At 59.3% G+C, this 6829-nt stretch carries 4 protein-coding genes; all 4 read right to left on the bottom strand.

Going from position 1 to position 6829, the window contains the following annotated elements; all coding sequences use genetic code 11:
- A partial coding sequence (locus H7A81_RS24410) for a virulence factor SrfC family protein (RefSeq protein WP_220458119.1) occupies positions 1-1438 on the bottom strand: 1438 nt, incomplete at its 3' end.
- Positions 1435-4407 (bottom strand): virulence factor SrfB, encoded by a 2973-nt coding sequence (locus tag H7A81_RS24405; RefSeq protein ID WP_182058990.1) that lies wholly within the window; start codon positions 4405-4407, stop codon positions 1435-1437. The genes H7A81_RS24405 and H7A81_RS24410, both read right to left, overlap by 4 nt.
- Positions 4408-4409: 2 nt before the next feature.
- A complete protein-coding gene (locus H7A81_RS24400; RefSeq protein ID WP_182058989.1) occupies positions 4410-5753 on the bottom strand; it encodes an SrfA family protein in 1344 nt (447 codons plus the stop codon).
- Between the two features lie 153 nt (positions 5754-5906).
- Positions 5907-6829: benzoate/H(+) symporter BenE family transporter (locus H7A81_RS24395; RefSeq protein ID WP_182058988.1), on the bottom strand; the 923-nt coding region annotated here is incomplete at its 5' end.

Genomic DNA, 6829 nt, shown 5'->3' with positions numbered 1-6829 from the left:
TTTCGTCCTGCAACCAGCTGCCCATGCGATCGACACCGGCACGATCGAGTGCCAGCATGGAACCCCAGCTCTGTCCTGGTTGCCCGATCTGACGTTGTACGGCTTCATCAACATTAATCTGCTGCTGCTGATAGCGCGCATCGTGCGGGGTAATCGCCCAAATCAGGCGTGGCTTCTCGCCGCTGGCCGCTACGGTTTGATGGATATGCCATTCACGCAGTGCGTTAACCGCAATGTCGGTATCCTGACGCTGGCTGGCGGCGGTACAGATCAGCATAAGGTCGATGCCCTGACGCGCGGCATACAGTCCCGGCAGTAGTGCGCGTTTCTGCTCCAGCAGCGCCGCCCGCAGAGGATCGCGTTTGCGCAGCTGGGCTAAATCTTCTTGCTGACCCACGTCGGCGGGCTGGCCGGGCGCTGGCAGCTCCAGCATATCGGCTTCGTCATACAGTGCCTGACGCGGCGTTGAATTCAGCGGAACGGTGATTTCCAGCGTTAGCAACGCCAGCAGGCCCAACGGCACCTGCTGTGGTTTAGCGACACGATTGGCGACAATCGGGCAGACTTCAATCATTTCCTGCCAGTCGGCATCGTTGCTGATCAGTTTTTCCGCAGGCAGCGAGGCGTCATCGGTTAACAGGCTCAGAGGTGCCAGCAGGCGCGGTGCCTGGCGCAGCTGATGACGCAGGTGCATCAGATTACGCAGCTGTTCGTTGAGTGCCACCTGATTAGGCCACAGCAACGCAAACAGCTGAATGCGGTCATCGACGTTTAACCACGGAGCAAGTTCCACCGCCTGTGGCCAGAAGTGACGATCGAGTACCTCGGCGTGACGATGCTGGCGGCGGCTCCACGCCCACAATGTAATCAACGCATCGCTGTCGAGGCCCGGCTGCGGCTCGTCCTGACGATGGCGCTGTAAACGCTGCAGCGCGGCATCGATCAGCGCACTGTCTGGCTGAGCTTCAGTTTTGGCACAGGCCAGCACCAGACGAATCAGCTCCACGTCATTGAGCAGCGTCATCTCCAGTGGCCAGGCACTGGACTGGGTTTCACGCTGGTGGCTGAAGCGGGTGGCAATGGCAAAATCGAGATTGCCGGGATTGATGTTCTGGAAATGGTTCACAATTCTATCGCCCAGACGCGCCATCAGTTGGCCCTGCGCATCACCCACCATTTCACTCAACAGCCAGGCTTTGCCCGCCTGTGACTGGCCAAACATCGCCAGCGTCACCGGACGTGCCAGTTGACGCGCCAGCGCATGACTCTCCACGCGCGCGCGGCGCAGTTGCAGCCGCAGCGTATCCGCTTCCAGTGCCAGACGCGGTGCCTGCGCCTGATGGGTTTCAATCCAGTTCAGTGCGCCGTCCAGCGTCTCCTGCATCAGGCTCAGACGTTTGGCGGGCGTAACAGAGGTGGCTCTCTTGGCAGTTCTCATCGTTTGCAGACGCTCCCGCTGTCAATCCAATACTGCGCGTTGGCATTGCCGGTCGCAGACAGCGTATTCAGTTTCAGACTCAGTTGTTCAAGCGGCACGCGAGTGCCGTCATCCATGCGGGCATCGCTCAGCACCAGACGCTCCGGACCAAAGTTGTCCGGCCCCGGTTGTACCGCCAGCTTGATACGCAGGATGCTTTCGCCGGCGACTTTACGTGCCAGATGCGGATCGGTGATGCTCAGACTGTACAGCGGTGAAGCTGGCCAGCGGTCATTATCCAGCTGACGGAAACCGAGGCAGACATTGCCGCGAATGCGGAAGCTGCTTTTACGGTCCAGTGCGAAATCCCCTTTGTCGAGGTCGATCTCGCTGTAACACAGGTTGTCATCGCTCAGCGTGGCCGTTTCATCCAGCACGCCGAGATAGCGAATAGTGGAATAAGGCTCGAAATCACCCGCACGGAACCAGAAGCTGCTGAGACGCAGATCGAGCGCCAGCAGGCACAGCATCGCGCCGACGGCAGCCGTGGATTTCGGGTTATCAATCCGGCCTTGTTTGTTGAACGGATACCAGTCGCTGGTGTGATAGCCTTCCAGCGACAGAATACGGCTGCCCGGCAAAGGTTGCAGATGACGCACCAGCGCCTGAATGCCCGGGAAGCGCGAAGGGCGACCCGTCAGCAACAGCACGTCGCACTGATACAACGACACCACTTCGCACATGGCGCGCAGAGCCGGGATGATCGCCATACGATGCTGCAGGAATTCACCGTGCAGCTGCGCCATGCTGACCACCAAAGGCACATCCAGCAGATCGAAGCGGTTGTCGCCGCCCAGCGTGCGCTGAATCTCACCGTTAACAAACGCCAGCACGCTGCTGGCCGGTTTTTGTGGCACCAGCTCACCGAACAGCGCATTGATTTCGCTGTGGCTGTCGAGCGGATCCCAATTTTCGTAGCGTTCCAGCACCGCCTGCGCCAGCGGGATGAACAGCTGCAGGGTGACTTGCTGACGCAGCGTGGCTTGCCCATCCATGCGGCTGTCGTGACCGAACAGCTTGTTCATCAGCGGTTCGGCCAGTGTCAGTCCAGCCTTCTGCAGACTTTGTTGCAGTGCAGGCAGAATCCAAAGCTGGATCACATCCAGCAGAATATCGTCGCCTGCGACTTTAAAGCCTTCACGGAACAGCAGGCGCGGGGTGATTTTAACGTTGTTACCCTGGCCGTCATCGAGACGATATTGGGTGATGGCCAGATCGGTGGTGCCGCCGCCAATATCGATAGAAGCGATGCGCAGGCTTTTGCCCGGTACTTCATCGACTTCACGTGGACGATCCGGACGCGCCATGCTGCTGAAGAAATCTTCCGCACGCCCGGCAAAGTTCACCTGGGTTTCATTGAACAGCCACACCATTTGTCCGCAGGTGGCTTCATCCCATTCCATCTGCACATCCGGCACCGGGCGCAGGCTTTTTGCCTGGCTCTGGGTGCTGAAATCTTCCTCTGCGGGATGCCAGCCTTCGGCTTTCCACACCAGCGCGATGGCTTCCTGCATGCGACGACGGAAAATCTCGCGTTCCGGTTTCGGCATCGCGGAAGGCAGCGTGAGGATCACATGACGCAGCTGGCGCGGAGCCTGGCTCTGCGGCATGCGCTGACGCTGTGCCACGCTGTTCATCTGCATCATCGCCTGAGCCAGCAGCTCACACAGCATAAAGGTCATCAGCGAACTGCGGCTGTAGCTGGCCGAGAACACCGGCAGGCGATCGTCTTCCGCCAGCGCATGCAGCGGCTGGCCTTCGTCATTCAGCAACAGGGTGAAAGGCAGCGCAGTTGCCTGTGGCTCATCGCTGCTGCCATGGGCGTTAAAGCGCCAGCCTGGCTGATAACGAGCTTCATCCCACAGATAGCGGCGCGGGCTGGAGAGACCGGTGCTGCCTTCTGTACCCGCTCGCAGCAGGGCAAGGCGGCTGGCTTCACGGCCAACGCGTGTCAGCGATGGCCACATAAAGGCGTTTTCGCGGCCGCTTTCCAGCGAGAAGTTTGCTTTACCAAAGCGGGTTTCTGCGAATTCGAGACGGCTGTCAAACAGCTCGTTGTAGACCTGATGTGGCTCAGAAAGGTCGCGCAGTTGCAGTTCGTAAGTCTGGCGCAGACCGTTGCTCTCTTCAGCGTGGTCTTCCACCAGAATGCCGCAGGTGTGCGAGTTGCCAACGTCGAGGATGATATCGACATTCACCGCCGGGGTTTGCAGCGAGGTGGCCTGAATGTAGATCTCGGCCAGATCCAACTGCTCACCCAGCAGCTCCAGCAGGTTGAGATAGTGTGCCTGATACTCAAACTCACGCAGCGCCTGATTCAGCTCCTGCTCGCGGCGAGATTCCAGCGCGTTGACCTGCTGAGTAAAGGTTTCACGCAGCCAGCCATCCACCCAGGTGTGGTCCAGAAACTCACCCAGTTCATAGTTGTGCCAGGCAAGGGCGAAACTCACGCCGTTTTGCGCATCGGCTTTGCTCAGACCGTGCTGTTCGCCGCCGTCCTGTTCCGGCACGATACGGGTGTCAAACGCCAGCGTAATGCGATGGGTGTTACCTGCGGCATCGGGCTGTGCCAGCGGTGCCAGGTGCAGGCGTGCCCAGTTATCCGGGCCGCCAATAAAACGGCGACCGCTGGTGCAGCGCAGCACCGGCAGCGGCAGCCATTGATGCGCCAGCAGCGTTAACGAATCTGCCAGTGCAATGTCCGACTCGGGACGTACCACCTCTGCTGCACCGCCATCTTCGGGATAGAGCAAAAATTTGCCGCTGTTACCGTCCACGTTCAGTCGCAGCAGCGGACCGTTAGCGGTTTGACGAACGAACTGGCGGCGCGCCTGCAGGGCAGGCAGACGTAAGCCAAAATCGAGAAACTGCACACCGCTATCTTCAATCAGCGTGATTTTTTGTTTGTCATCGATGAGGGGAGCCAACATGTTTACTTACTCTCACGCTTAATCGTCAACGGGAAGACCTGATCTGCGCCGTACTGCGCGGTACAACTGGCAATGCCATCACCGGCTTTACACACCAGTTCCGGCATGCGGTAGCGCGATTTGTCGCTGCAGGTCGCAGTATAGCGGCTGCGAACCACCATGGTGCCGTCCACCGTCATTGCGGCAGTCACATCGGCTTTACAGCGGATATTGTCGCCCTGCGTAATGGTGGCGATGCCTTTACCGTTACGCAGCTGGTAACGCAGGCTCGGTGGCTTACCGGTTGGCAGGTTAGTTTGTCGTAATATGACGCGCCAGGTGCCGTTGATAAATTTCACGGAGCCAATACGCGCATCTTCGGTAGTCATCACCAGGTCATCAGCCTTAGCCGGTTCCGTATGTTCAGCAATCACCTCAGGCGGCGCAGGAGGCGCGGCAGGCACAGGCGCAGCGGTGACCGTGGCCGTTTTTTGTGGCAGCGTGGCGGCCAGTTTCTCAGCTTTCGCGACCACTGGCGGTGGCGTGAAAACGGGAGCCGGTGCATCGGCAACCTGGGCAGGCGGTGTGGCTTCAGGCGCTGGGCTGTGCAGCCAGAACGCTACGCCAGCCGCAACCACGGTGGCAACCGGCAGCAGCAATGCCAATGGACGCAATGCGGAAGGGCGGCGAACAGGCGGCTGTTCAACTTTAGGCTCAGGCTCAGGTGCGGGTTGTGGCGCTTCGGGTTCAGGCTGGGCGATCTCAACGGGCTCTTCCACCACGGGTGCAGCCACAACGGCAGGCACCTCAATCAAAGGCGCAATAACCGGTGCCACGATAACCGCAGCCGGTGGTTCTGGCAGCAACGGCGGTAAATCCTCCTCCAGACTGTCGCGCAGGCAGGCCAGTGCGTCATCGCGTGAGCGCGCCTGCGGATCGACAAAGCCCCAGAAGGTGATGACGGGTTTGCCGTCGACCAGATAAACGTACTGCTGATCCGGGAACTGCAGCGTCTTGCTCAGTAGGGCACCAAACAGGCGCATCGCAGGATTCTCAGCGTCACGCGCGCGTAGACTTGCAGCCAGTAAATCCTGCTGATTGAGCGTCAGGAGTTCCAGCGCTTTTTGCCGCTCATGATCGCTGGCACCGCGCCAGGATTTCACTTTGCCGTTAAAGGGCGCATACCAGTCGAGGCGATCCCCGCGCTCGTTGGCCTGGGGAATGGCGAGGCAGTTTGCCAGCGCCGTCTGGCGGCGCAAACGCAGTGTTTCACGGATTTGCAGGGCAGAAGCCCAGACCGGCTGGCCGTTTTCACCCAGTGCCAGTACCGAATCCAGATTGCCGCTGCGCAGAAAAGTTTTTGCCACTCGTAGGGCCCTTATCGGTGGTTGCCTGAAGCAAAACAGTGTGTGTAATTGGCGATGCTGGTGATCTTAAGCCAAATGCAGGGGAATCAAACGGCTGATAAAGGGGGAAAAACAGGGTGTTTTTCCCGCGTGTAAGCGTCGGTTGCTGAAATTTTAAGCGCGTGCGCGGTGGCTCAGCACCAGATGGGTGATCATGCCGCCGATTAATCCCCAGAAGGCAGAACCAATCCCCAGCAGAGAGATACCACTGGCGGTGATTAAAAAGGCGACGATGGCGCTGTCACGGTGATCGGGCTCGGCGAGAGCGCGTTGCAGGCTGCCGGAGAGGGTAGCCAGCAGCGCCAGCCCGGCCAGCGTGGCGATCAGCACCTGCGGCAAGGCACTTAACAGAATGGCAATCAGCGCGCCGGTAAAGCCAGTCAGCAGATAGAAAATCCCGGCAATCGCGGAGGCCATCCAGCGTCGTTTCGGATCGGCATCCACATCCTCTCCCATGCAAATGGCAGCGGTAATGGCCGCAATACACACCGAAAAGCCGCCAAACGGAGACAAGACCAGCGCAATAAAGCCGGTCCAGCCAGTAAGAGCGGAAACCGGCGGTTGGTAACCATGCGCCTGTAAGGTCGCAATGCCAGGCGCATTTTGCGAGGCCATGGTGACCAGAAAATAGGGCAATCCCACCCCAATCAGCGATGCCAGCGTGAACTGCGGCATGATAAATTCCGGCACGCTCAGCGTCAGAGCATGCGGCGGGAAATGAATCGCCTGCTGACCCACCGCCACCAGCACGCCAGCGATCAGCGCCAGAATGATGGCATAGCGTGGCAGCCAGCGTCGGCTTAACAGCCACACCAGACACATACTGCCGCACAGGGCGAAGTTGCCTTGTAAACCGGTAAAGGTGCCAATACCGAAGCGCAGCAAAATCCCCGCCAGCATCGCCGCGGCCAAAGATTGCGGAATGTGGTTCATCAAGCGGGCAAACAGTCCGGTCACGCCACTCAGTACGATCAGCGCATTGGCCGCCACAAAAACGCCGACCACTTCATTTAAGGTCAGGCCCTGCACGCTGGAGG

This window comes from Pantoea sp. ME81, from assembly GCF_903970985.1.
GTDB lineage: Bacteria > Pseudomonadota > Gammaproteobacteria > Enterobacterales > Enterobacteriaceae > Pantoea > Pantoea communis.
This window is presented reverse-complemented; position numbering and strand designations above follow the sequence as displayed.